We start from the raw sequence: 24,897 nt of genomic DNA, 5'->3' as shown, positions 1-24,897 counted from the left end.
GCCTTTGGCTTGCTGCCCCCCCCCCGAGGGCGCTTTTTACCGGGGACGCCGAGCCTTAGTGCGGCCCGGCGGTAAAAAAACGGGCTGAACTGTCACTGAAATCTTGGATTCAACCCCAAGTCACAGCAGGCAGTTCAGCCCGTTTTTTGCCTTGATCCTGGGGCCAAGGCAGCTACAACCTTAGCGGCTCAAGTACTGATACAGATCCAGATGGGCTTCGCTAATGCGGCCAATATCAAAAGCCTCTTCCGCCAATCGTCGGCTTTCAGCCCCCATCGTCTGACGACGAGCCGTGTCCTCACCCAGTTCCATCACGGCTGCCGCCAAAGCCTGCGCATTACGCACCGGCACCAGTACACCACTGACACCAGGATCAATCGCATCCCGGCAGCCAGGCACATCCGTCGTCACCACTGCGCGCCCGCAAGCGGCCGCCTCAACCAGCGATTTGGGCAAACCTTCACGGTAGGAAGGCAGTACGGCAATATGCGATTGAGCATAAAGCTGAGCAATATCGCTACGCTCGCCCAGGCACTCCACCACACCCTGTTTTTTCCAGCTCTGCCATTCCTGCTCACTGATACTGGCCGGGTTGCCAGGGTCCGGGCTACCTGCCAATACCCATTTGACCGGGCTGCCTGCAGCGGCACTGATGCGTGCTGCTTCGACAAACTCTCGTACGCCCTTGTCCACCAGCAGGCGCGACACCATCAAGGCGACGGGTGGGCCTTCAGGCTCTGGAAGGGCTTGAAACTCGTTCAGATCTACGCCTGAACCGCGAATCAGGATGCACTGATCGCGTTTGACGACGCGATCTTCCAGCAAGACATCACGGTCATTGCTGTTCTGGAAAATCACACGGCTATTAGGGTGTCCCAAGGCCATGCGGTATAGCTGCAAAGCAATCCAGCGTACCGGATCAAATGACTTGTCGCGCTTGGTAAACACATAGCCCAGCCCCGAAACCGCCGCCAGGAAACCCGGCACACCGGCCAAGCGAGCCGCAATTCCACCATATAAAACAGGCTTGATCGTGACCGCATGCACCAGCTCAGGCCGCTCCCGGCGAAACAAGCGCCACAAGGCCCAGATGGTTTGCAACTCTTGCAAAGGATTGGTCCCACTACGTGTCATGGGCAAAGCATGGTGTTGCAGGCCGTGACGCTCAATCTCGGCAACCGCCGGACCGTCCATGGTGGCCACGTGTACGTCATAGCCCTCACGCTGTGCAGCCAGAGCCAAAGGCAAACGGTGCGACAGGAAAAACGCCGGGTTGTTGACCACAAACATCAACATGCGCGTCTTGTTGCCGGATTCATCCGTCAACACATTCAAGGCCTGACGACTACGCTTGCGCTTGGGCGGGTACTGCGCTGTCAGTGTCTTCCAGGCCTGCGTGTAATTCTTGACCATGCCTTCCAATGAGAACAGGCGGGCAACACGCTCACGCGCATGCTCATGACGAGCTTGCCAGGAAGGTGCGCCCAGCTCATCTACCGCACTGTTAATAGCACCAGCCAGAGCTTCCGCATTGCTGGGAGGCACAATCCAGCCCTCATTACCCACAATCAGGGCTGCATCCCCTACGTCGGTGACCACATTCGACACCCCGGCAGCCATGGCTTCACACACCACGTTCGGAAAGCCTTCTGCGGAACTGGACAAGACGTGTACGTCCAAGGCATTCATCAGGCGCGGTACATCGCTGCGTCGGCCCATCAAGATGACGCTTTCGCGCAGTTGGTGCTGATCCAGCAAGCGCATCAGAGTTTCGTTATTGCTGTCCATGCCATCGCCAATCAAGAGGCAACGCAAACCGGGATGACGGTGCAGGCTACGGGCTAAAGCAGCCAACAAATTGGGATGATCTTTCAGCGGATTCCAGCGGGCCACGCTACCAATAACAGGCGTATCGAGTGACAGCCCCAATTCTTCACGCACTTCTTCACGGGCCTGCGGGTCGGGATGCCAACGACTCAGGTCATAGCCATTGGGGATCACCTTCATGATGTCGGCGCGATAGCCCCACTGCTTATGGCGTCGGGCCGCGTTTTCTGCGCATGACACGATCAGCTTGGGAATAAAACGCGACAAGCGAGCACATAGCCAGGCCACCATTCGCGCCTTGGGGCTGCCTTGATACAGATTGGCCCCCGAGTTACGGATGCCCCAGGAAACAGCAGGGATGCCAACCAGCCGCGCAGCGGCGCCACCGATCAGATCCGAGTGGTACATCCAGGTCTGCACCACATCCGGCTGCACGTCGCGCAGCACTCGGGTCAGGCCACGCAGGCCTTTCAAAAAGCCCAGCGGCGAATGCATGTTCAAGCAATACAAGGGAATGCCTGCAGCACGCAATTGCGGCCCAAAGACGTCTTCCCCACCTAGCGAAATCACAATATGTTCAGTCTCTTGCCCGGGCGCTGTCGCCAAGCGGAACAAGACCGTTTCTGCACCACCCTGCCCCAGGCCCGCAATAATATGCACGACCCGCAAGGCTGGGCTTGTTTTCTCCGGCTTGCCGTCCACGGCGTCCGTGTCCTGATTTAACGACGCTGGCTGCAATGCACTCATGCTTTGGCTCCCTCTTCGATGCCGCCACGGGCGGCCTGAAAGACCTGGTCCCAGTTAAGCAAAACCTGTTCTAGTTCATAACGCTGACGCACCGCAGCAGCGGCACGGCGACCCAAGACACCCCGGAAAACACCATCACCCATCAATTCGGCCAGGGCGGCGGTCAAGGCACCCTCGTCCCCTACCGGCACCAGCAAGGCATCTTTGCCATCGGAGCTGATCTCACGCGGACCGCTGGGGCAATCGACGGTCACGGCAGGCAGGCCCATCGCCATGGCTTCCAGCAGAACATTAGGAAAACCTTCTACTTCCGAGGTCATGACAAAGGCGTGAGAACGCGCCATTTCCTGCCAGGGCTGGGCGGTTTTACCAGCCAGTTCGATACGGTCGCCCGCACCGGACATGGCAATCTGCTGCACCAATTGAGCACGTTGCGGGCCATCGCCCCAAATCTTCAGTTTCCACTCAGGATGCTCGGCAGCCAGGCTGGCAAATACGCGAATCAAGACATCGAAGCGTTTGGACGGCACCAGTCGGCCCATCGCCATCAAAGTGCAATGGCGGTTTTCTTCCACCCGCACTTCGCGCTGCACATTATCCAGCGCTTGCGGCAAGGGGTTGGGCACCACCATGACCTGTTTCATGCCCGGCACCATGGCCTGAAACGCCGCCACACTGGCTCGCGTTTGCACAGTGACCACCTGTGCCTTGGGGTACAAGCGACGACGCAGGTTTTGCAATACCTTACCCGCGCTGCTGCTGAAAGCCGGGTTGGTACGCTCACCCACCACAATAGGGACGCCCATACCGCCCAACCCCAGCAAGACATTGATATTCACATTGGTCAGAAAAGACACAATGACATCAGGCTGTTTTTCACGCACCAGCTTGCGCATGGCGCGCAGCTTGGCTAACGGTTTAGGCAGCCAGCTACCGCGCATGCGATGGGCCAGCCACACCAGCTCTACCTTGGAGTCGATAGGGTAAAAAGCGCTGCCGCCCCCGCTATAAGTAGGCACCAGGGTGACCTGGTCGCCCCGCAAACCCCAGGCATTAGCCAGGGTAGAGGCGACGCGCTCGGCACCGCCTGCATTCAGGGAGCTGACGAAAAACAGAATATTCACTGGGCCTCCGTGGGCTCATCGACCGGGTAGCTTGGGCCTGCTGGCACTAAGCAAAGCGCCATTTTAAGGCCGACGCAAGCACTGTTCCAACACTTGCTGCCATAGCGCCAGAACTCGGGCCGAGGAGAAGCGGTCACGCACATCCGTAGCACGGCGCGCCAATCGCTGGCGCTTGTCGTCGTTGGACATAAGGTCGGATAAGTGGGCGGCCAAGGCTTCTACGTCTTCGATGGGGCGTACCAGAACACCATCGATATTGGCGCGGATGATCTCGCGTGGGCCGGTATCGCAATCAAAGGCAACAGCGGTCAGACCGCTAGCCATCGCTTCCAGCAAGCTGTTGGAGAGCCCTTCCATACGGGAACTGAGCACATACAGATCAGACTGCTCGTACCAGTCCACCATATTGCCAACACGGCCGGGAAGCTGAATCCGCTCTTGCAGTTCCAGCTCTTCAATCCGGGCTTCCAAAAGAGCACGTTGCTCTCCCTCGCCTAGAATCACCAGATCCCAATCGGGAAAGTAATTGGATAGCATGGCAAACGATTCGATCAGGGTGTCAAAACCCTTGACCGGGTGCAGCCGCCCCACCGCCAGCAAGCGTTTACGTCCTTCTGGCAACTCCGGCACCGGGACAACAGGCTCGGCACTGTCCATAGGCCAGCGCACGGCATTGGGAATCACCTGTACCTGGCTGCCTGGCACATGCTCACGCAGCCAGTCTGCCGTACCGGCTGTAAGAGCGATCACAGCATGCGCTTGAGGATACGTGCGCAGACGGGCTTTTTGCCAGAAAGAAGACAAGGACTGAGAGGGAGGATGCGTATGCTCGGTTGCAATCACCTTGCACGGCAAGCCTTTGGCAGCGGAGATCGCCAACACCGATGAGGTGGTCATCATGCCCAGCACCACATCCGGTTTGGTCTTGCGCATCAAGGAGCGCAATCGGCTGACCCGACGCCAGTTTTTCCACAAGGCATCCAGACGGCCACGGCTGCTACCCGCTGTATTCAAAACATGACGCTCTACCCCTTCAGCCACGGTATACGCATCTTTTTCACGACCCGCCTGAGTCACCAGGGACACTCGATAGCCGCGCGCCACCCAGGCGGCACTGAGATCGACTGCGACACGTTCGGCCCCGCCCCCACCCAGAGAGTGGATGAGCAACATGATATGAGGGCGAACGGTGGAATGACTGTGCACGTTTTCCTATTCCTGCGAACCAGGCGCGACCGCACTGGCTGGCTTCAAGGCCAAGATGAAATAACAAGTGAAAGACGCCGCATACATCAGGCTGGTAGCCAGCATGATGCCCGACGGCCCCATGCGTGCGGCCAACACTGGATTCAAAGCGGCTTTCACCAAAAAATTGATCACGGCAATAATCGCCATGGACTTGTAGCGATTCTGACTGGCCAGCAACTGCACCAGAATCAGCACCCCAAAATAAAACGGCAACTGCACCAGGCCCCAGCTAAAAACCTGGGCGACGGTAGCGGTATCCTGCGCCGTGAAGGCTCCCCGCTCAAACAACAGGGCAACCCCCCAAGGAGCCAGCAAAACTCCCACGGCTGCGGCGACTCCCCCAGCCAGCACCATCATGACCGACCATTTCAAGGCCATGGAGCGAGCACGGGCATTGTCACCACGGCTTTGAATATCGGCCAGCACTGGCAAAGCGGCACGGCCTACCGAGGCAGCACCTACCCCCAGAACCAGAGCCAGCAAGCGAGTGGCATAGCCCAGCGTCGCATTGGCATTGGCGCCCAGATTGGCAGCCGTATATTGGTCAATGGGCCCCACGAAACTCATGGCTACCTGCCCCACCAGCATGATGGTGGCCGCCTTGAGCAAATCCGGCCACTGCTCGGCACGCAAGCTGACCGTTGGACGAGCCCAGATCTGATCAGCACGCGAGGCCAGAATCATCAGCCAGACAGCTTGAATCGTCATGCCCAGCAAAGTGCCCCATAACAAGGGGCCAATACCGGCATTTCCGCCCGCCGCCAGCACCCAGATCAGGATGACAAAGGCAGGGACACTTTCCAGCAAGGTATTGATATGCCGTTCATGTGCTCGCAAACGGGCCGCACTCAGGCCGATCATCAAGGTCAGAACCGCAGCAGGCGCAAAAGCAAACAGCAGCTCCCGACTCATTTCATGAACAGCAGGGCTTAAACCTTGCCCGGTCCACTCCAGAACCCAGGGCCAGCTAATCCAGATCAATGCACCCAGCACGCAACCGAGCACAATGCACCAGGCTTTCAGCTCACCCAGAAAACGGCTGCGCGCCGCCGGTTCCAGCCTATGCAGGCGTACCAGAACGGGGATCAGCACAACGGACATGGAGCCCACGATCGTCACCGGTAGCCAGTTGGCCATGACCATCGTGAACTGATAGGCATCGACTACATCACTGACGCCGTAGCGATACGCCACGGCCATTTCTTTGAAAGCGCCCGCTGCCTTGCCCAGCAATAGAAAAAACGCCACCCGCATCGCTCCCAGAGCGATGCGACGGTGGTCGTCGTGCAGACTAGACAGACGTGCTTTCAGGCCAGCCCAAATCAACTCAGGAACGCCACGTACCAGGGCATGGCAGTGTTCAAGCCCTGCAAAATCGTGTGAGTCGGCTCGTAACCCAGTTGTGTGCGGGCTTTGGAGATATCCGCCTGCGAGTGCATCACATCACCGGCACGGAAGTCCGCATAAATGGGCTGTTTGGTATAGCTCACCCCGTTGGCATTCAAGGTTTGCTTCAAATGCTCGAACAGCTCGTTCAGGCTGGTACGGGCATTCACGGCCACGTTATAAACCTCGGCCACAGCAGGCTTTTGCTGCACAGCGGCCAGGATATTCATTTGAATGACGTTTTCGATAAAGCAGAAGTCGCGGCTGGTCTGCCCATCCCCATTGATTTGCACATCCTGGTTCTGGATCATGGCCGATACCCATTTAGGGATTACTGCGGCGTACGCCCCATTGGGGTCCTGACGTTTGCCAAATACGTTGAAGTAACGCAGGCCTACGCTGGAGAAACCGTAAGCGCGGGCGAATACGTCCGCATACAGCTCGTTCACGAACTTGGTCACCGCATATGGGGACAGCGGGCGGCCAATCGCATCTTCCACTTTAGGTAGACCGGGATGGTCCCCATAAGTAGAGCTGGAAGCGGCATAAACAAAGGCCTTCACCTGTTCATCACGCGCCGCCACCATCATATTCAGAGCACCGGTCACGTTGACGTCATTAGACGTCAACGGATCGTCCAAGGAACGAGGTACCGAGCCCAAAGCCGCCTGGTGCAGGACATAGCCCACACCCTTGACGGCCTCGCGACAGGTTTCCAGATTGCGGATATCCCCTTCAATGAAGCGGAAACGCGCCCAACGCTCGGCACCCACCTGATCACGGACTTCGTCCAGATTGTATTGATGACCGGTTGCAAAGTTATCCAGACCCACCACCTGCTGATCCAGCCTCAGCAGGGCTTCCAGAAGGTTGGAACCAATAAAGCCAGCGCAACCCGTAACCAGCCAGGTTTTAGGCTGGTTACGCAGTTGCTGGCTCGCCTGTTCAAATGCAGAGCTCATGATGCTTTCCAAAATTAAAGACGCAGATCGGACTGTTCGCGATCAAACACATACTTCAAGTCGTAGAGCACATGCTCGGGCTTGCCCCATTGACGTACGCCTTCCACGCCCAGTTCCTTGAACTGCTTGTGGGCCACGGCCACGATCACACCGTCGTACTCGCCCGCTTTAGGGGTTTCGACAGGGGTAATACCGTATTCGTGCTCGGCTTCTTTAGGATCAACCCAAGGGTCATACACGTCCACATGCACGTCGTACTGCTTCAGCTCGTGCACGATATCGACAATGCGGGTGTTACGCAGATCCGGGCAGTTTTCTTTAAAGGCCAGACCCAGCAACAGCACACGGGCGCCTTGCACCTGGATACGACGTTTGGTCATGGCCTTGACCAACTGGGAAGCCACATAGCCACCCATAGAGTCGTTCAGACGACGGCCCGCCAGAATGATTTCGGGGTGGTAGCCAATAGCCTGTGCTTTGTGCGTCAGGTAGTAGGGGTCCACGCCAATGCAGTGACCGCCAACCAGACCGGGACGGAAAGGCAGGAAGTTCCACTTGGTGCCCGCAGCCTCCAGCACGTCCAGGGTATCAATACCCAGGCGGTTGAAGATCAGGGCCAGTTCGTTGATCAAGGCGATATTCACGTCGCGCTGCGTGTTTTCAATCACCTTCGCCGCTTCAGCCACGCGAATGGAGCTGGCTTTAAAAGTGCCTACCACGATGATTTCGCGGTACAAGGAGTCCACCAATTCAGCAACTTCTGGCGTCGAGCCCGATGTCACTTTCTTGATCGTGGAGACACGGTGCTCTTTATCACCTGGATTGATACGCTCCGGGCTGTAGCCCGCGTAAAAATCTTCGTTAAAGCGCAGACCCGACACTTGCTCCAGCACGGGCACACACACTTCTTCGGTGGCACCTGGGTAAACCGTGGATTCGTAAATCACGATGTCGCCGCGCTTGAGCACCTTACCGATGGTTTCAGAGGCACGTACCAGCGGGGTCAGATCGGGCTGTTTGAATTCATCAATCGGCGTAGGCACAGTCACGATGAAGACATTGGCCTGGGCCAGTTCATCGGCTTCGCAGGAGTAGCTCAAGCCACTGGCTTGAGCCAGTTCCGCGCTGTCGACCTCCAAGGTACGATCCACCCCTTCCTTGAGTTCGGCGACACGACGCGCGTTAATGTCAAAACCAATAACGGATCGCTTTTTGCCAAACTCCACTGCCAAAGGCAAACCGACATATCCCAAGCCGATGACGGCCAGTTTCACATTCTCAAGTTGCAACTTCATTCTCCAGTTAGCGCTATGCGCAAGGAATAATCTTGAACGCCGAACAGTATCAGTCCCGGTCTACTCGCCGCCGTACCGAGGGTAGCAGCAACCAGGAAGGACGACGCCACGACACCAGGCGGGAATAGAGCCAGATATATACCAGTGAGAAGACCAGCATGCTGGCGCACAGGGCCCAGGTATTGTCCCACCAGATCGTGGCCGGAACCAAACCGATCAAAGCCAGAACCCACAGGTAAGGCGAGGTCATGGCATTACAAAACGCGGGCAAGGCCCCACTACTGTCACGACTGAACGTGGAACGCACCAGACGGCGAAACACCAGTTGGTGCAAATGCAGCGCGTCAGGCTGGTCCACGGGCACACCCCGTTTGAAACGACGGCGCCAGATCGAAAACAGGGTTTCAAAAACCGGGTAAAACAGCACGGCCAAGGCGTAAAAGGGCGAGACGCTGGGGTTACGCACCACCAACTGCACGGCCAGCTCAGCCAGCATGAAGCCCAGGAAATACGCGCCGCCATCCCCTAGAAAAACTCGTCCAAAGGGGAAGTTCCACACCAGAAAACCCAGGGTGGCCGAGGCCAGCGAGGCGGCAATCAGGAAAATCGGGATGTCCTGCACCTGCAAGGCGACCAGCGCCAGCGACAGAGCCATCAAGGTGGCGATCATGCCTGCCAGGCCATTCATGCCATCAATAATATTAAGAGCATGGGTACAGCCGCCCACGGCAATCATGGTAAAGAGCAGCGAAATGGGCCAGAAACCCAGAATCCAGTCGGCCCAGCTTACGCCAACGCGAGACACGCCACCCAGCAACCACCAGGCGATAGCAGCCGACAAGAAAGCGGCCAGCAAGCGTTTCAAGGAACCCACATCCTTGGTGATGTCCTCGACCAGACCCGCGACAAACACGGGCATCGCCGCCAGAAACAAGACCGGCCACAGCCAAGTCAGCGTCATATTGCTGGGGCCCAACACCAGCAAACCAGCCAAACTGCCTGCCACCACCGCCAGGCCACCCACACGAGGGGTAGGCCGGGAATGGGACGCTTGAGGTTTACTGAGATCACTGTCCCCGGTTAAGCGGCCGTGCCAACGTTCGGAAGCCACAATAAGCCCGCCGACCATAAAAGCCACGACACAGATATACAACCAGGTAAAGGACTCCCCCATCTGAGGTAAAGACACCGCGAAACACCCTGCAAGGTTAGGAACTACTTATTATCAACCTGCCTTCCGGCTTGTGTCCGTGACTAGTCGCTTTAAATGCAACAATTTTCGTCAAGTTCCGTATCACTTTCGTGTAGACAGGAGTAGCTCGCTAATTTGCCCGAGCGCGAGCCCGAAAGCAAGTATTTTGCGGGATTGGGGCTCAGGCGTCGGGTTGTGGCAGGGGTTCGGTCGAGGCTAACTGGTTACCGCATTCGGTCAGGAGACGCCGTAACCAGCGATGGCTGGGCGAATGCCGGTTACGTTCATGCCAGAGTTGATAAAAGCGCATGGGCGGAAACTCCAGCGGCGCTTCCAAAATCGCCAGAGGTAATAAACGGCAATAAAACTCGGCAAAGTGACGCGAAGTCGTAAAAATCAGGTCTGTATTCTGTAGCAAATAAGGAGCGGCAGAAAAAGACTGCACGGCCACGCTCTCATCACGCTGGATGCGCAAGGTTGCCAGGGTGGTATCAATAACACCGCGCTGATTGATGGAATACGGCATGGGCACCACGTGGCGCGCACGTATATAGTCATCCATCGTCAGCCCTTTACGGGCCAGCGGATGCGTGGCCGCCACCAGGCAGACAATCTGATCTTCCAGCAGTACCGACAAGTGCATGCGATCCGGCGGCTCGGGCCAGTTGCCGATCACCATATCCAGATCGCCTTCGGCCAAAGAACGCTCGAAATCAAAGCTGGCGTCCAGCGAATGCAGGTTCAGGCGGGCACCGGGTGCCTCGCGACGCATGCGCTCGACCACTCCACCAATAAACACAGGCGCCAGATAGTCCGGCGCACCAATATGGAATTCACTACGGCTGACCTGGGGGTCGAAACTGTCGGGGGCATTAACCATACAGTCGATCTCGGCCAGGGCTCCTTTGGCGTGAGCCAGCAGGCCAATGGCGCGCTCGGTCGGCACCATGCCGCCCTTCTCCCGAACCAGCAAGGGATCGCCAATAATGTCACGCAAGCGTCGTAAGGCCGCACTGATAGCAGGCTGCGACTGGTTCATTTTGAACGCGGTACGCGAGACACTGCGCTCGGTAACGAGTAAGCAAAATACCCTCAGAAGATAGGTATCAAGCGGGTTATCCCCACGTCGGGCGGCCATCTTATTCTCTCCTTCTTACGCTTTTTTCCAGCATGATAATGACACACATGCACAATACGAGATGGCATATATCATTTATACGCCTAATTCTATTTTATTTATAAACAGAAAACTTAAACTGGTCCCATATAAGAAAATCATAGCCCACAGGCGGTGGTTTATAAGGGTTTGAATAAATCAAACAGACCGTGTAAACGCCCACCCACTACCCTTGATAAAACGGCCCCCAGGCTTGCCCCTGGAGCCGCCTCGGCTCGCACTATTTACGCTTAGATAATCGGACTGACACATGACTACTCAAACCCTTACCACCACACAGGCGCTGACCGAACTCTCCAGCCTGGACCAGAGCCAATTCGTGGACAAGCTCGAAGGTATTTTTGAACACTCCCCCTGGGTCCCTGAGCGTAGCTGGCACCAGCGTCCGTTTGAAAGCGTGGATCAACTGCACGCCTGCATGGTGCAAGTGGTCCAGGACGCATCGTACGAAGAGCAAAAGAACCTGATCTGTGCTCACCCCGAACTGGCGGGGAAAGAAGCCGAGCAAGGAACGCTGACCACCGCATCGACGGGCGAACAACGGGGCGCTGGCCTGGATCAGTGCTCGGCCGAAGAGCTGGCTCGTCTGCGTGGCTTGAACGCCCAATACCGTGAACGCTTCGGTTTTCCCTTCGTGATTGCCGTCAAGGGTTTGAGCCGTTACCAAATCATGGATACAGTAGAAGCTCGCCTGAACAATAGCGCTGAAACCGAATTCCAGGCCTGCCTGACCCAAATCGGCAAAATTGCCCGTTTCCGTCTGGACGCCCTGCTGGGTTGATTTTTGCTGCATGCCGGATCAAATCCTTGATCCCTGCGGTTCACGGGGTAGCGCAAGCTCACGGGCACGCTACCCCTTGTTTCCTCTGACTGTACGTGGTGCGGCTGCATCCAGCCCCACGCCGTTCTGCCTAATAAAGGATCTGTCATGACAATCACATTGAAACTGGAAACCCTGAACGCCGAAGCCTTCACCCCCTATGGTGACGTTATTGAGGCTTCCGACACGGTTCAACACTTCACGATTAACGAAGGCAATACCGAGCGCTACCACGACCTGGCCAAGATCGAGCCCGGCGCAGACGGTCATGCGATCGTGTCCATTTTCCGTGGTCAGCCGCGCACCCTGCCCTTCACCGTGGAAATGATGGAACGCCACCCCAAAGGTAGCCAGGCCTTCATTCCCCAGTCCGGCCAGCCTTACCTGGTAATCGTGGCCCCCGCAGGCCCCACACCCAAAGCGGCGGATCTGCGCCTGTTCCTGGCCCGTGGAGACCAGGGCGTGAACTACGCAACCGGCGTCTGGCATCACCCCCTGATGGCCTTGAATCAAGTGGCTGACTTCATCGTGATCGACCGTAAAGGCCCCGGTGACAACTGCGACGTGATTCAACTGGAAGAAAAAGCCATCATCGCTGAACTGGAAACCACCACAGCGTGAGCCAGTCCTGTCCCATCACGCCGGACATCGAGGCCATTTATACCCACCGTCCGGCCGATATAGACCCCGAACACTGGCTCGCCCGCGTCAATCTGGCTGCCGCCTACCGTTTGGCGGCCCGCCAGGGCTGGGACGATATTATCTATACGCATATCTCCCTGCGCCTGCCCGGCCACGATGACACTTTCCTGATCAATCCCTTCGGCCTGCGCTTTGATGAAATCTGCGCCTCCAATCTGCTCTTGATTGATACCCAGGGTCAGGTCGTGGACGGCACAGGACGCCGTGCCAATCCTAGCGGTTTTGCCATTCACGGTGCCGTACACCGCGCCCGTGACGATGCCCACTGCGTCATTCACCTGCATACCGACGCCTCGATTGCGGTCTCGGCCCTATCCTGTGGACTGCTGCCTCTGTCTCAACATGCCATGCGCTTCTGGCGGGACATTGGCTACCACGACTATGCCGGTCTGGCCTTCCCGCCCCAGGAACAAGAAGCCCTGTTGCAGCAATTAGGCTCCTATCCCGCCCTGCTCTTGCGTAATCACGGCGCTCTGACCTGTGGACGCACGGTCGCGGAAGCGTATGTATTGATGGATGCCCTGGAACGCGCCTGCCGCATTCAGCTCTCGGCCATGGCGGCCAGCCCACAACTGCATCTGCCCCCTGAGGACGTGCTGGATTTGACACATCGCCAGCTTTTGCCTGGGGACGAGCCAGAGGGCTTGTTAGAATGGCCAGCCTTGCTACGCAAGCTCTATCAGAGCGAGCCGGATTTTTGCCGCTAACACCCTTTCCCCCTACGGAGCTTTTATGCCTTCTATTAACGTACAACTATTCGACGGCCGTCCCGTGGAGATCAAGCGCGAACTCGCCCAGGCCCTGACTAAAGAAGCCTGTCGCGTCCTGGGCTGTACCCCGGATGCCGTCGATGTGATCTTTACCGACGTCAAACGCGAGGACTGGGCGACAGCCGGTGTCCTGTGGTCGGACAAATAAACAGGACCCTCAAAAAAAGCGGCTTGAATGCCGCTTTTTTTATATCTTTCAATACCTTAAGCCACCTCAATCCCTGCAATAAAACAGTAGTTTGGAAGCTAGTAACATAGTTTTTTATGCTGGACTAGGTGGGCAATACCCCTAGCGCTGCAAAACGCATGAAAAAAGCAGGAATCTGCTAGCGCTCTGCCTGAACACAGCCCCTATCTACCGGGCTTATATCCTTCCCTCCTGTGGAGAGCGGCCTGCCATACGCTTTTCCGTATTCTACTTATCAAGTCGTACTGCCTTCCAGTGATACTGCCCATCCGATAACTTTATGCTTACGCGGCCCAGGCATCGGCTGCGCATAACGTATTAATAAGGAGACCCTGATGTCCGCCAACCCAGAAGTGTCCACACCGGCTGATTGTGACGGAGTGGACGAACGCCTACCAACGGGACGCCTGGCAACCCTTGGTTTGCAGCACGTCATGGTGATGTACGCGGGCGCAGTCGCTGTCCCCCTGATCATTGGCGAGGCCCTGGGCCTGACCAAAGAGCAGATTGCATTCCTGATTAACGCCGACCTGTTGTGCTGTGGCCTGATCACGATTATTCAAGCTCGCGGCGCCGGTATCTTCGGCATCAAACTGCCTGTCATGATGGGCGTATCCTTTGCAGCCGTCAGCCCGATGGTTGCCATCGGCCTGGACCCGCAACTGGGTCTACCCGGCATTTTCGGTGCCACCATCCTGGCCGGTATCTTCAGTATTCTGATTGCGCCGGTATTCAGTCGCCTGATGGGCCTGTTTCCCCCGGTTGTGACCGGCATCATCATCACCGTGATTGGTGTGACCTTGATGCGCGTGGGTCTGAACTGGATTGGCGGTGGAGCCCCCACGATCACCGATCCTGCGACCGGCCTGTCCATGCCCAACCCGGATTACGGTTCGCTGGAAAACCTGGCTATTGCCTTGATGGTGCTGACCGTTATCCTGCTGATCACCAAATTTGCTCGCGGCTTTCTGGCTAACGTAGCCGTCCTGATTGGCTTGCTGGTTGGCTTTTTCGTCTCCCTGGCCATGGGCCGCATCAGCTTTGAAGGTCTGGACCAGACCAGTTGGTTCGCCATCGTGACTCCGTTTCACTTTGGTGTACCGACCTTTAGCTGGGCCTTGCTGGGTGCGGCTGCCGTGCTGTCCCTGATCATGGTTGTGATCATGGTTGAGTCTCTGGGCATGTTCCTGGCACTGGGTTCCATCTGTGGACGCCCTACCGACCGTGAAGCATTGGTCCGTGGTCTGCGTACCGACGGTCTGGGCACACTGGTGGGCGGCATCATGAACACCTTCCCGCACAGTTCTTTCTCGCAAAACGTAGGCCTGGTCAGCGTGACCGGCGTACGCAGCCGCTGGGTATGTGTGATGGGCGGTGCTTTCCTGATCATGCTGGGCCTGTTCCCCAAGATGGCTTTCGTCGTCGCCTCGATTCCCAACTATGTATTGGGTGGGGCTGGCATTGTGATGTTTGGCATGGTGGGCGCCACCGGCATCAAGATCCTGATGTCTGCCAATCTGAACCGCAACCCCTACAACCCCTACATCGTGGCGATCAGCCTGGGCTTTGGCATGATTCCCCTGGTTGCCGAGCACCTGCTGGACAAGATGCCCCCTGCCCTGGCTCCCTTGCTGCATAGCGGAATCTTGTTGGCTGCCGTATCTGCCATCGTGCTGAACCTGTTTTTCAACGGCATTGAAAAATATGCCGACCAAGGCCACACCGTCGAATCGTCTGCAGCCACTCAGGCTCGCAAACAGGCCAACGCTCAAAAAGCGGCTGAAGAAAACAGCAATCAACTAGCCTCACAAAACGGCTAAGTCCCCCTTTTGAATAGCCGCCCAAGCATGAAACCGGGCGGCTATTCAAATTTCTGCAGTACCCATAAAAAAGTATCGACTGTCCATAATTAATCTAAGTAAGGCCAGTAACACCCACTCAAAGAAAACCAAAGCCGCAGGCCGTAAGGGACATCAGATCCCAAGGACCTGTTTGCGCTCAAACAAAGAGGAGACACCATGAAACACCTACACCCTGCACGCTGGGCATGTGCCCTGCTGGCTGCCCCTATCCTGTCCACCCCGGCTCTGGCCGCTGACTGGAGCGACACCTTCCTGGGTTACCGCTTCAGCACGCAATACACCGAGCCCATGAATGACCGGACAATCCAGAAGCACATCCTGAGCCTGACACACGTCAACGGCTACAGCCTGGGTCAGAACTTCTTTAACCTGGATATTCTGCAGTCGGACCGCTACGATCCTTCCAGCGGCAACGGCAGCAATGGCGCCACCGAGTTCTACGCGACCTACCGCCACCAGCTCTCCATGGGCAAGGTGTTCGACAAGGACATCAGCTTTGGTCCCGTGAAAGATGTAGCGATTACGGCGGGCTTTGATCTGAACACCAAAAACACCGCCTTTGCACCGCGCAAACGCCTGCTGGTGCTGGGCCCAACCTTCAAGTTTGATGTGCCCCGAGGCTTTGTGGACCTGAGCCTGATGGTAGGTAAAGAGTGGAACCACTGCGGTCTGGGTGCCCCTGCTTGCCCCGATAGCCGCAGCTCTTTTCATACCCAGTTTCTGGCTAGCCTGAACTGGAATCTGCCCTTCGATGTGGGTTCGGTCCCGCTGAAGTTCCAGGGCTTTGCCAACTACGCGGGCCCAAAGGGTGACGACTACGCCGGTATCAGCACCAAGTCTGAAGTGCTGGTCCGTACCTCCCTGATGGCTGACGTGGGTAAAGTCGCTTTCGACAAGAAAAACACGCTGTGGGTCGGGATTGGCTACGAGTACTGGTACAACAAGTTCGGCAACCGTTACATGGCGAACGGCAACCTGAAACCAGGCATTAAAACCAGCGCCCCCACCGTCCAGGTGGAATGGCACTTCTAAGCCCTGCACAGCATAAAAAAAACCGCTTCTCGAAGCGGTTTTTTTTTGTTTTGGAAGCCTAGAACTGCACCTCGCCATCCCAATAACCGGGCGTGTTGTAGATGGCTCGCAAATAGTCGATAAAGCGTCGCACTTTCGCAGGCAAATAGCGCTGCTGCTGATACACCGCCTGAATATCGTAGCTGGGAATCTCGAACTCGTTCAGCACCGTCACTAGCTCGCCCCGCTTGAGCTCTGGCTGAATTTCCCAGGTGGAGCGCCAGCCTATACCCCAACCTTGCTTGACCCAATTGAAGAGCAGTTCACCGTCATTGCAATCCAGATCGCCATCAACCCGCACCGCCAAAGGTCGACCATCCCGCAAGAAGGTCCAGCCGCGTTGCTGCCCGCCTTGCAGGTTAAAGGCCAGGCAGTTATGACGAGCCAGATCTTCCGGTACACGCGGCACACCGTGACGCTCAAAATACTCGGGTGTGCCACACACCACGCGCCGGTTCGGATACAGACGCACCGCCACATAGTTGGGGTCAGTGACCTCACCAATCCGCAAGGCCATGTCGTAGCCTTCACGCACCAGATCCACCACGCTGTCCGTAAAGTTAAAAGACAGCTTCAGCTCGGGATAACGCTTTTTGAAGGACAAGGCATGGGGCGCCACATGGCGACGCCCAAAAGCCGCTGGGGCCGATACCACCAAGTGCCCACGCACTACTTTGCGCTGGGCGCTGATACTGGCTTCGGCCTCTTCAAAGTCCTTCAGAATTTGTTTGCACTGCTCCAGAAACTGCTCGCCCAGATCCGTCAGCGTGAGCCCACGGGTAGACCGGTGCATCAGGCGCACACCCAGGCGCTGCTCAAGCGCATCCAGGCGGCGGCCCATGACCACGGGGGTGACGCCTTCGATCACGGAAGCGGCTGCAAAACTGCCTTTTTCAGCGACCAGTGCAAAACTTCTAATTTCGGTATAACGGCTCATTCAATACTCCAAGTATCGATAGAAACAATCGTACCACCATTTCTAGGCAGGTCCATCACTCCTTATTATCGAGTTGTGAATTTCGTCAAACGATGATCTAGGAGATATCAATGGCTCGAATGAGAGCAGTGGACGCCGCCGCCGCAATTTTACGTAAAGAAGGCGTGAGCACCGTATTTGGCGTGCCCGGCGCCGCCATCAACCCCTTCTACTCCGCACTGCGCAAAGAAGGTGGCTTTGATCACATTCTCGCCCGCCACGTGGAAGGCGCTTCCCACATGGCCGAAGGTTTTACTCGTGCCAATCCCGGCAATATCGGCGTATGTATCGGTACTTCCGGCCCCGCTGGCACAGACATGATCACCGGCCTGTACTCCGCATCGGCTGACTCGATCCCAATCCTGTGCATTACCGGCCAGGCTCCCCGTTCGCGCCTGTACAAAGAAGACTTCCAGGCCGTGGATATCGAATCCATTGCCAAGCCTGTGACCAAGTGGGCCGTGACCGTACGCGAGCCAGACCTGATCCCACGCGTGTTCCAGCAAGCCTTCCACATCATGCGCTCCGGCCGTCCTGGCCCTGTGCTGATCGATATGCCTATCGACGTGCAGATGGCCGAGATCGAATTCGATCTGGACACCTACTCGCCACTGGAAGCGTACAAGCCGACCGCCACCCGCGCCCAGGCTGAAAAAGCCATCGAACTGCTGAACGCTTCCGAGCGTCCACTGATCGTCTCCGGTGGTGGCGTGATCAACGCTGACGCCGCTGCCCTGCTGCAAGAATTTGCTGAACTGGTCAACGTACCTGTCATCCCAACCCTGATGGGCTGGGGCACCGTGCCGGACGATCACCCATTGATGGCGGGTATGGTCGGTCTGCAAACTTCGCACCGTTACGGCAACCAGACCTTGCTGGCATCGGATTTCGTATTCGGTATCGGTAACCGCTGGGCCAACCGCCACACCGGTTCCGTAGACGTCTACACCGAAGGCCGCAAATTCGTGCACGTGGACATCGAGCCCACACAGATTGGTCGCGTTTTCGGCCCTGATCTGGGTATCGCTTCGGACGCAGGCGCTGCACTGAAACTGTTCATTGAAGTCGCCAAAGAATACAAAGCCGCTGGCAAGCTGAGCGATCGCGCCGCCTGGGTAGCCGACTGCCAGAAACGCAAAGCCACTTTGCAACGCAAGACCAACTTCGACAACGTGCCTTTGAAGCCTCAGCGCGTATACGAAGAAATGAACCGCGCCTTTGGCCCTTCGACCACCTACGTCAGCACTATTGGTCTGTCGCAGATTGCGGCCGCCCAGTTCCTGCACGTGTACAAGCCACGTCACTGGATCAACTGCGGTCAGGCAGGCCCATTGGGCTGGACCATTCCCGCTGCTCTGGGTGTGGTTGCCGCTGAGCCAGGCCGTGAAGTGGTGGCCATTTCCGGCGACTACGACTTCCAGTTCATGATTGAAGAGTTGGCTGTAGGCGCCCAGTTCAAGCTGCCTTACATCCATATTCTGGTCAACAACGCCTACCTGGGTCTGATCCGTCAGGCGCAGCGCGGCTTCGAGATGGACTATTGTGTCCAACTGGCCTTTGACAACATCAATGCCCCTGAAACCGAAGGCTATGGCGTGGATCACGTCACCGTGGTTGAGGGCCTGGGTTGCAAAGCGATCCGCGTACACAAACCTGAAGACATCCAGGCCGCCATTGAACAGGCTCGTGCATGGATGAAAGAGTTCAGCGTGCCGGTTGTGATCGAACTGATCCTGGAGCGCGTCACCAACATTGCCATGGGCACCGAACTGCACAATGTGACGGAATTCGAGTCCCTGGCCGAAGCGGGTATTGACGCCCCCACCGCCATCTCGCTGATGGACTGATTGCTGATTTAAAAAACGGAGTAGCACTATGCCAAAATTTGCCGCCAACCTGACCATGCTGTTTAACGAGCACGACTTCCTGGATCGTTTCCAGGCAGCGGCCGACGCCGGTTTCAAGGGAGTGGAATACCTGTTCCCCTACGCCTACGACAAACAGCAACTGGCTGACAAACTGCAACAACACGGTTTGACCCAAGTGTTGCATAACCTGCCTGCGGGCGACTGGGACGGCGGCGAGCGCGGCATTGCAATCCTGCCCGAGCGCGTGGGTGAATTCCAGGACGGCGTAGGCCGTGCCATCGAATACGCCACCGCGCTGGGCTGCAAGCAAGTCAATTGCCTGGCTGGCAAGCTGGCCCAAGGCGCAGACCGCGAACTGGCTCACAAGACCTTGGTCAGCAATCTGCAGTTTGCTGCCGCCAAGCTGAAAGACGCTGGCCTGCGCCTGCTGGTTGAACCCATCAACACCTTCGACATTCCAGGTTTCTACCTGAACCGCACCGAACAGGCCGCGGCTCTGTTGCAGGACGTGGGTTCGGACAATCTGTTCATCCAGTACGACGTCTACCACGCTCAGCGCATGGAAGGCGAGCTGGCTGCCACCATGAAAAAGCACCTGGACAAGATTGCACACATCCAGATCGCAGATAACCCAGGTCGCAACGAACCGGGCACAGGCGAGATCAACTACGCCTGGCTGTTCAAGTACATCGACAGCCTGGGTTACCAGGGCTGGATCGGCGGCGAGTACAAACCCGCTGGCGTGACCAAGGACGGTCTGGGCTGGATGACTGAATTAACAGAAGTCACGGCCTGATCGTCCGGACATCTGCACATAATTATTAGGAGATTACACAATGGCTAAAATCGGTTTTATTGGTTTGGGCATCATGGGCGCACCCATGGCCGTCAACCTGATCAAGGGTGGTCATGAGCTGTTTGCCTACACCCGTGGCGATTTCCCCAAAAGCGTGAAAGAAGCCGGCGCAACCGTTTGCGCCAACGGCACCGAAGTCACCCGTCAGGCTGACATCATCATCACGATGGTGCCTGATACCCCTCACGTGGAAGACGCCCTGTTTGGCGAAGACGGCATTGCCGCCGGTCTTACCGCTGGCAAGATCGTGGTGGACATGAGCTCCATCTCGCCGGTGGCTACCAAAGGCTTTGCCGAGCGCATCGTCAAACTGGGTTGCGAATACCTGGACGCTCCTGTGTCCGGTGGCGAAGTCGGTGCCAAGGCCGGTTCGCTGACCATCATGGTCGGTGGCAAGCAAGAAGCCTTCGACAAGGTCAAGCCTTTGTTTGAACTGATGGGCAAGAACATCACCCTGGTCGGTGGTTACGGTGACGGTCAAATCACCAAAGTGGCCAACCAGATCATCGTGGCCTTGACCATTGAAGCGGTGGGCGAAGCCCTGTTGCTGGCCTCCAAGGCTGGTGCCGATGCAGGCAAGGTTCGTGAAGCACTGATGGGCGGTTTTGCCAACTCGCGCATTCTGGAAGTCCACGGCGAGCGCATGGTCAAGCGCACTTTCGATCCCGGCTTCCGCATTGAACTGCACCAGAAAGACTTGAACCTGGCTCTGACCACCGCGCGTCAACTGGGCGTGGCTCTGCCCAACACCGCAACAGCACAGGAGTTGTTCAATACCTGCGCGGCTCACGGTGGCGCAGCACAAGACCACTCCGCCATGGTCCGCGCTCTGGAGATCATGGCCAACTACGAGATTGGTCAATAAGATCAGTTCAAGGATGCTCCCGTCCGGGCTGGTTTTTTCCAGGCATCACGCCAGCACGGCCAGGACATCCAGCAAGCGGGCTGCGGCCCGCTTTTTTTTCCAGTTAGCAGCAAAGATGTCCTGCTCTCACGCAGTCACATCCCTGTCGCGCAGTAAGATGGTCTGCTGCCATCGCCCTGCATTAGGATTGACCCATGAAGATCGAGCCACAAGACTTACTCAGCAAAATGTTTCAGGCTGCCGTCAATGCGGCTCAGCCCGAACATTGCATTCCGCCTTATCTGCCCGAGGCCCCAAAAGGACGCACGATTGTGATCGGTGCGGGCAAGGCATCCGCCGCCATGGCCCAGGCGCTGGAGCGCCACTGGGACAAGAGCCCTATCAGCGGCGTCGTGGTAACCCGTTATGGCTACGGCGTGCCGTGCGACCATATCAAAATCCTGGAAGCCTCTCACCCCGTACCCGATCAGGCCGGTGAGGATGCCGCCCGCGAGATTTTGCGCACGGTCAGCGATCTGAATGAAGACGATCTGGTAATCTGCCTGATCTCCGGCGGCGGCTCGTCTCTGCTGCCCCTGGCTGGAGAAGGCGTCACCCTGGCTGACAAACAAGCCATCAATAAAGCACTCCTCAAGTCCGGTGCTTCGATTGGTGAGATGAATACCGTACGCCGTCACCTGTCCGCCATCAAAGGCGGCCGACTGGCAGCGGCGTGCGCCCCTGCACGAGTCCTGAACCTGCTTATTTCCGATGTCCCCGGCGACAAGCCCATGGACATCGCTTCCGGCCCCACGGTGGCAGATCCCACCACGTGCGAGCAGGCGCTGGAAATCATTGCCCGTTACGGCATCGAGATTCCGGCCGCTGCCCGTGCCCTGCTGGAAAGCGGCGATGGCGAAACCATCAAGCCCGATGATCCACGCCTGGCCCATGTCACCACCCATCTGGTGGCCACACCTCAACTGGCTTTGCTCGCGGCTGCCCGCGTAGCTGAATCCCGTGGTGTGCGTCCGGTCTTGCTGGGTGACAGCATTGAAGGCGAGGCCCGCGATGTGGGCAAAGTCATGGCGGCTATTGCTCTGAGCGTGTCTCAGCACGAGCAACCCGCACAGGCCCCTTGCGTGCTGCTGTCAGGCGGGGAAACCACAGTGACCTTGCGCGGCCAGGGCCGTGGCGGTCGCAATGTGGAGTTCCTGCTATCCACCGCCATTGCCTTGAATGGCGCGCCCGGTATCTACGGTTTGGCAGGCGATACCGACGGTGTGGATGGCCAGGAAGAAATTGCCGGAGCCTTCTGCGGTCCCGACACTTTGGAGCGTGCCTGGCAACAAGGTATACGCCCAAGGGACAGTCTGGACAATAATGATGGTCATGGCTTCTTTGAAGCCTTGGACGATTCCTTGGTTACGGGCCCTACCCTGACCAACGTCAACGATTTCCGTGCAATTCTGGTTTTACCCCCTAGCGATTAACGCTTTTTTATAAAGGACTGGACATGAGAGACACGAAAGTACTGACCCTGACTGATGTCAAAAAGATCGCCGCTGCTGCCGAGCAGGAAGCGCTGAAAAACAACTGGGCTGTCTGCATCGCCATTTGCGACGCAGGCGGTTATCCGCTCTGGCTGCAACGTCTGGATGGCGCCCCCATGATGAGCGCCCTGGTTGCCCCTGAGAAAGCACGTACTTGCGTGCTCAGCGGCGGCAAGTCCAGCAAGGTGTTTGAAGACATGGTCAATAACGGTCGCTTTGCTGCTCTGTCCATGCCCATCACGCCACTGGAAGGCGGCGAACCGATTGTGGTGGACGGTCAAGTGATTGGTGCTGTCGGCGTGTCCGGCGTGAAAGCACCGGAAGACGCTCAGATCGCCCGCGCCGGTATCGCTGCTCTTTGAGCTATCGATCCCCCTAAGGACAACAACCCATGAAACGTCAACGTCATTCCCGCATTCTGGCTACCCTGGGTCCTGCCAGTTCTACGCCAGAACGCATTCGTGAACTGTTCGAGGCCGGAGCTGATGTATTCCGCCTGAACTTCAGCCACGGCACACATGAAGACCATGCCGCGCGCTATCACACCATTCGTCAGATTGAAAAGGAAACCGGTCGCAGTATCGGTATTCTGATGGACCTGCAAGGGCCCAAGTTGCGCGTGGGCAAAATGAAAGATGGCCGTGTGACACTGGAAACCGGCCGGAAATTCCGCCTGGATCTGGACCCCGCCGAGGGGACCAGCCAGCGTGCCTACCTGCCACACCCCGAAATCTTCGCAGCGCTGGAAGATGGAACAGACCTGCTGCTGGATGACGGCAAGCTGCGTCTGCGTGTGGACAGCTTTGGTCCAGATTTTGCAGAAACCACGGTCATGGTCGGCGGCCCGCTGTCCGACCGCAAGGGCGTGAATGTACCCGGCGTGGTACTACCTATCTCGCCCTTGACCGAGAAAGACCTGATCGATCTGAAGTTTGGACTGGAATTGGGCGTGGATTGGGTTGCCCTGTCCTTTGTGCAACGTCCTGGCGACATCCGTGAAGCCCGCGAGCTGATCGGTGACAAGGCCTGGATCATGGCCAAGCTGGAAAAACCGCAGGCCCTGGAGCATCTGGAAGAAATCGTCCAGTTGTGTGATGGCGTCATGGTGGCTCGTGGCGACCTGGGCGTGGAAGTCCCACCCCAGCGCGTGCCTGTGTTGCAGCGTCAGATCGTGCGTACGGCCCGTGCGGCAGGTCGCCCGGTCGTCGTGGCGACACAGATGCTGGAATCCATGATTACCTCACCTGTGCCAACCCGTGCCGAAGCATCGGACGTGGCTACTGCCATCTATTCGGGTGCAGATGCCGTCATGTTGTCCGCCGAATCGGCCTCGGGCGAATTTCCCTTGGAAGCCGTGTCCATCATGGACAGCATCATCAAGGAAATTGAGAACGATCCTAGCTGGCGCACCATTCTGGAAGCGAACCACAGCACCGCCGAGGCCAGCACCGCAGATGCGATCTGCTGCGCTCTACGTCGCGTGGCCAGCATTTTGGAGCCAGCAACGAACGTGGCCTACACCACCACCGGCTTTAGCGCCTTGCGCGCCAGTCGTGAACGGCCTATCGCCCCTATCCTGGCCCTGACACCCCGTGTGGAAACCGCACGCCGTCTGACCTTGGCCTGGGGTGTGCATGCCGTGCCTTGCGAGGACGTCAGTGATCTGGGCGAGATGATCGATCACGCTACGGATATGGCGGCGCAGCATGAGTTTGCTCAGGCTGGCGACACCATCGTGATGATTGCTGGTGTTCCCTTTGGCACCAGCGGTCGAACCAACTTGCTGCATGTGGCTACCGTTCCACAGAAGTAAGTACGTTCGACCCTGACAGTAAAAAAGCCTTGTCCATCAGCAATGATGGGCAAGGCTTTTTCTATTCGGACTGTGAAGCATGTTTTACCGTGCGAAGCCAAAGCAGTTCCGGCGGGCAGCAAGCACATCAACAAGGCCACAAGCCGCTTAAACGCTGGCTTCTCCGACCAGAGCATTCACAAAAAAGGGACGCACAAAAAAAAACCCGAGATCTAGAGATCTCGGGCAAATCCACCAAAGGAGGAGGGTGGAGGAGACAATCGTGGCAAGTTGGGCTACCAGATAAAGTATCGAGCCTGAAAGCTAAGGGTTATTACGCTTGTTTTCCCGCTTTCTTTTCAACATCCAATAACTAAAGTCTACCCACAAAAATGGTGCAATGCAAGATAAATGCTATGGAAAACCCTTGCTTGCTTATCTTGTCGCTTTAAAGCATCAATTTCCTAGCGCAAATCCTCCACCAGGTATCTAGTCGTTAACCCTAAGCCACCAAATCATGAACCCGCTCCGCTGTAAGCCGCCGTATATAGGCCGCTTCGTCAAGGAAATTTTCTTGATGCGGAAAATGTGACGTTCGTAAACAAAAACACCACAAATAAACGACACCCTTCGATACA

21 protein-coding genes and 1 pseudogene are annotated in these 24,897 nt (G+C 57.1%); 12 read left to right on the top strand and 10 right to left on the bottom strand.

The window, feature by feature from the left end; all coding sequences use genetic code 11:
* Nucleotides 1-180 precede the first annotated feature (180 nt).
* The 9 genes and pseudogenes from JYG33_RS18780 to JYG33_RS16560 form a co-directional block, all read right to left on the bottom strand.
* Nucleotides 181-1,296, bottom strand: a complete 1,116-nt coding sequence (locus JYG33_RS18780; protein ID WP_347708954.1) for a glycosyltransferase family 4 protein — start codon at nt 1,294-1,296, stop codon at nt 181-183.
* 255 nt (nt 1,297-1,551) lie between these two features.
* A pseudogene (locus JYG33_RS18775) lies at nt 1,552-2,574 on the bottom strand (glycosyltransferase); the annotation flags it as partial.
* Nucleotides 2,571-3,698: a glycosyltransferase family 4 protein gene (locus JYG33_RS16590; RefSeq protein ID WP_207873255.1), complete on the bottom strand. Its 1,128-nt coding sequence runs from the start codon at nt 3,696-3,698 to the stop codon at nt 2,571-2,573. The gene JYG33_RS16590 and the pseudogene JYG33_RS18775, both read right to left, overlap by 4 nt.
* 63 nt (nt 3,699-3,761) lie before the next feature.
* Nucleotides 3,762-4,871: a glycosyltransferase family 4 protein gene (locus JYG33_RS16585; protein ID WP_207875907.1), complete on the bottom strand. Its 1,110-nt coding sequence runs from the start codon at nt 4,869-4,871 to the stop codon at nt 3,762-3,764.
* A gap of 39 nt (nt 4,872-4,910) precedes the next feature.
* On the bottom strand, nt 4,911-6,272 hold the full coding sequence (locus JYG33_RS16580) for a lipid II flippase MurJ (protein WP_207873254.1): 1,362 nt from the start codon (nt 6,270-6,272) through the stop codon (nt 4,911-4,913).
* Nucleotides 6,269-7,294 carry an SDR family oxidoreductase gene (locus JYG33_RS16575; protein ID WP_207873253.1) on the bottom strand — a complete coding sequence of 342 codons (1,026 nt, stop codon included), beginning with the start codon at nt 7,292-7,294 and terminating at the stop codon, nt 6,269-6,271. The genes JYG33_RS16580 and JYG33_RS16575 overlap by 4 nt, the downstream gene beginning before the upstream one ends.
* A 14-nt stretch (nt 7,295-7,308) precedes the next feature.
* Entirely contained in the window at nt 7,309-8,583 is a 1,275-nt protein-coding gene (gene tviB / locus JYG33_RS16570) for a Vi polysaccharide biosynthesis UDP-N-acetylglucosamine C-6 dehydrogenase TviB (protein ID WP_279382254.1), read from the bottom strand.
* Nucleotides 8,584-8,638: 55 nt separating this feature from the next.
* The gene (locus JYG33_RS16565; protein WP_207875905.1) at nt 8,639-9,763 is read right to left on the bottom strand and encodes a glycosyltransferase; all 1,125 of its coding nucleotides are present in this window, start codon (nt 9,761-9,763) and stop codon (nt 8,639-8,641) included.
* Between the two features lie 199 nt (nt 9,764-9,962).
* A complete protein-coding gene (locus tag JYG33_RS16560) occupies nt 9,963-10,919 on the bottom strand; it encodes a LysR family transcriptional regulator (RefSeq protein WP_207873251.1) in 957 nt (318 codons plus the stop codon).
* Nucleotides 10,920-11,208: 289 nt separating this feature from the next.
* On the opposite strand from JYG33_RS16560, the gene uraD reads away from it, so the two are divergent.
* The 6 genes from uraD (at nt 11,209) to JYG33_RS16530 (ending at nt 16,331) form a co-directional block, all read left to right on the top strand.
* Complete coding sequence (uraD, locus tag JYG33_RS16555; RefSeq protein ID WP_207873250.1) at nt 11,209-11,739, top strand: 2-oxo-4-hydroxy-4-carboxy-5-ureidoimidazoline decarboxylase; 531 nt, start codon at nt 11,209-11,211, stop codon at nt 11,737-11,739.
* Between the two features lie 147 nt (nt 11,740-11,886).
* Nucleotides 11,887-12,399, top strand: coding sequence for an ureidoglycolate lyase (locus JYG33_RS16550; protein WP_207873249.1), 513 nt, complete (start codon nt 11,887-11,889; stop codon nt 12,397-12,399).
* On the top strand, nt 12,396-13,187 hold the full coding sequence (locus tag JYG33_RS16545; protein WP_207873248.1) for a class II aldolase/adducin family protein: 792 nt from the start codon (nt 12,396-12,398) through the stop codon (nt 13,185-13,187). The genes JYG33_RS16550 and JYG33_RS16545 overlap by 4 nt, the downstream gene beginning before the upstream one ends.
* A 25-nt stretch (nt 13,188-13,212) precedes the next feature.
* Nucleotides 13,213-13,398, top strand: a complete 186-nt coding sequence (locus tag JYG33_RS16540) for a 4-oxalocrotonate tautomerase (RefSeq protein ID WP_153229067.1) — start codon at nt 13,213-13,215, stop codon at nt 13,396-13,398.
* A gap of 374 nt (nt 13,399-13,772) precedes the next feature.
* On the top strand, nt 13,773-15,257 hold the full coding sequence (locus tag JYG33_RS16535) for a nucleobase:cation symporter-2 family protein (protein WP_207873247.1): 1,485 nt from the start codon (nt 13,773-13,775) through the stop codon (nt 15,255-15,257).
* Between the two features lie 198 nt (nt 15,258-15,455).
* Nucleotides 15,456-16,331, top strand: a complete 876-nt coding sequence (locus JYG33_RS16530) for a hypothetical protein (RefSeq protein WP_207873246.1) — start codon at nt 15,456-15,458, stop codon at nt 16,329-16,331.
* Between the two features lie 58 nt (nt 16,332-16,389).
* On the opposite strand, the gene JYG33_RS16525 is transcribed toward JYG33_RS16530, so the two are convergent.
* Nucleotides 16,390-17,307 carry a LysR family transcriptional regulator gene (locus JYG33_RS16525; protein ID WP_026485032.1) on the bottom strand — a complete coding sequence of 306 codons (918 nt, stop codon included), beginning with the start codon at nt 17,305-17,307 and terminating at the stop codon, nt 16,390-16,392.
* 110 nt (nt 17,308-17,417) lie between these two features.
* On the opposite strand from JYG33_RS16525, the gene gcl reads away from it, so the two are divergent.
* The 6 genes from gcl to pyk all read left to right on the top strand — a co-directional run bounded on the left by gcl (nt 17,418) and on the right by pyk (nt 24,280).
* Nucleotides 17,418-19,193: a glyoxylate carboligase gene (gene gcl / locus JYG33_RS16520; protein WP_207873245.1), complete on the top strand. Its 1,776-nt coding sequence runs from the start codon at nt 17,418-17,420 to the stop codon at nt 19,191-19,193.
* Between the two features lie 28 nt (nt 19,194-19,221).
* Nucleotides 19,222-20,010 carry a hydroxypyruvate isomerase gene (gene hyi / locus JYG33_RS16515; RefSeq protein WP_207873244.1) on the top strand — a complete coding sequence of 263 codons (789 nt, stop codon included), beginning with the start codon at nt 19,222-19,224 and terminating at the stop codon, nt 20,008-20,010.
* A 40-nt stretch (nt 20,011-20,050) separates the two neighbouring features.
* Nucleotides 20,051-20,935, top strand: a complete 885-nt coding sequence (locus JYG33_RS16510; RefSeq protein ID WP_045930827.1) for a 2-hydroxy-3-oxopropionate reductase — start codon at nt 20,051-20,053, stop codon at nt 20,933-20,935.
* A gap of 194 nt (nt 20,936-21,129) precedes the next feature.
* Entirely contained in the window at nt 21,130-22,407 is a 1,278-nt protein-coding gene (locus tag JYG33_RS16505) for a glycerate kinase (RefSeq protein ID WP_207873243.1), read from the top strand.
* A gap of 23 nt (nt 22,408-22,430) precedes the next feature.
* Complete coding sequence (locus JYG33_RS16500; RefSeq protein WP_207873242.1) at nt 22,431-22,829, top strand: heme-binding protein; 399 nt, start codon at nt 22,431-22,433, stop codon at nt 22,827-22,829.
* Between the two features lie 29 nt (nt 22,830-22,858).
* A complete protein-coding gene (gene pyk / locus JYG33_RS16495) occupies nt 22,859-24,280 on the top strand; it encodes a pyruvate kinase (protein ID WP_207873241.1) in 1,422 nt (473 codons plus the stop codon).
* The last annotated feature ends 617 nt before the right edge of the window (nt 24,281-24,897 follow it).

Origin of the sequence: Alcaligenes sp. SORT26, from assembly GCF_017377875.1 — a bacterium.
Classification (GTDB): Bacteria; Pseudomonadota; Gammaproteobacteria; order Burkholderiales; family Burkholderiaceae_B; genus Alcaligenes; species Alcaligenes parafaecalis.
Note: the sequence above shows the minus strand (reverse complement) of the source record. Positions and strands in the feature narration are given on the sequence as shown.